This window comes from Shewanella sp. SG41-4 (assembly GCF_014164505.1).
Classification (GTDB): domain Bacteria; phylum Pseudomonadota; class Gammaproteobacteria; order Enterobacterales; family Shewanellaceae; genus Shewanella.
In genome coordinates this window covers 1-1569 of sequence record NZ_JACJFI010000563.1, presented here as the reverse complement: position 1 = coordinate 1569, position 1569 = coordinate 1, and the positions used below count along the sequence as shown (strand labels likewise).

Annotated in this window: 3 protein-coding genes; all 3 read left to right on the top strand. The window is 39.5% G+C overall.

What is annotated here, in order from left to right; genetic code table 11:
* The coding region (locus H5202_RS22245; RefSeq protein ID WP_259397445.1) for an outer membrane beta-barrel protein at positions 1-751 on the top strand (751 nt) is incomplete at its 5' end.
* Positions 752-772: 21 nt separating this feature from the next.
* The gene (locus H5202_RS24475) at positions 773-1015 is read left to right on the top strand and encodes an OmpA family protein (protein ID WP_336244833.1); all 243 of its coding nucleotides are present in this window, start codon (positions 773-775) and stop codon (positions 1013-1015) included.
* Positions 1016-1310: 295 nt separating this feature from the next.
* On the top strand, positions 1311-1569 hold a 259-nt coding region (locus tag H5202_RS22240), incomplete at its 3' end, for a transaldolase family protein (RefSeq protein ID WP_272490486.1).

Below are 1569 nucleotides of genomic sequence, written 5' to 3'. Positions count from 1 at the left end.
CGTCAACAACTATGAACAAAATTGTGATCAACCAAACACCAAAGTATGCGGTGAAGATTCCCCTTATGCTTGGGATGTATTTGGTGGTTATTTATTCAATGAATATATCGGTATTGAATTAGGCTACCGTGACCTAGGTCGTGCTGATTGGACTGATTCTAAAGATCAAATGTTCGATGTTGGTGCTGCTGGCGTTAGTCTAGGTGTTGTAGGTTTTTATCCACTAGCAGACAAGTGGAGCCTAACATCAGAAATAGGTACTTATAGCTACCTTCTAGAAAACCAACAAACGGTTAATGGTTATAAATTAAGTGACTCAGGCGTGGCGTTATTTGCTGGTGCTGGTGTTGGTTATAACTTTACTGACAACCTTAAATTGCAAGCAAAATATCGTCGTTACGAGAATTTAGACGCTGACGTATTGAACAATTTAAAAATGGAAAGCAACTATTGGGGCTTAGCGCTAAGTTACCGTTTTGGTACTAGCACTCCTGCACCAGTTGCTGCACCAGTTGCTGTTGCACCAGTTGTTGTTCCACTTGGTGATGATGACAAAGATGGCGTAACAAACAACATCGACAAATGCCCAGACACTCCAACAACTCACAAAGTTGACGCAACTGGTTGTACTGTTTATGAAAACATTACGACTAAGCATGACTTAGGTGGCATTTTGTTTGCTAACGATTCCGCTGAAATTCGTTCTGGTTCATTTGCTGAATTAGAAAAACTAGCTGACCATTTAAACTAATATCCACAGCACACTGTATCTATTCAGGGCCATGCGTCTAACGTAGGTAAAGCTGCATACAATATGAAGCTTTCTGAGCGTCGTGCTGTAGCTGTTGCAAATGTATTAAATAATAAATACGGCATTAACAGTACACGTATTAGCTCTATCGGTTATGGCGTAACTAAACCAGTTATGCAAGGTAGCTCAGCTGAAGCTAACCGTGTTAACCGTCGTATCGAAGCGATTGTTACTGGTACTGAAAAACGTCCAGTTATGCGTTAATTACCAAACAATACGCTATACTTTAGAAGTCGCTGCTTGCAGCGACTTTTTTATTTTAAGAACAATGCAAAAATCAGCACAACAGTGATTACCATTGACGTAGCAGTAATAACGTTGGAAGTATGTTCCGTACTAACTGATCTATTCTGTCTATTTAGCAACAATAATGGCTTTAAATAAGTGAAAATAACGGGTAATTTCGTAATTTTTTTACAAATTAAGTTGGAATAATCCCTAAAATCGCTTCTAATATGGTAATTGATCTATATTCATTGCTTATCGAGAGGAAATTTCCATGCCCAATACACTCGCGCAACTCAAGTCATTCACTACCATCGTTGCTGATACCGGCGACATAGAGGCAATTAAGCGTTATCAGCCTGAAGATGCAACGACTAACCCATCACTCATTTTAAAAGCCTCTCAGATCCCTGAATATGCTTTCCTTATCGAAAATGCAATCGAATGGGCTAAAACTCAAAGCCAAGGCATTGAACAACAGGTTGAAGACGCTGGTGATAAGCTGGCCGTGAATATAGGCGTAGAAATTTTAA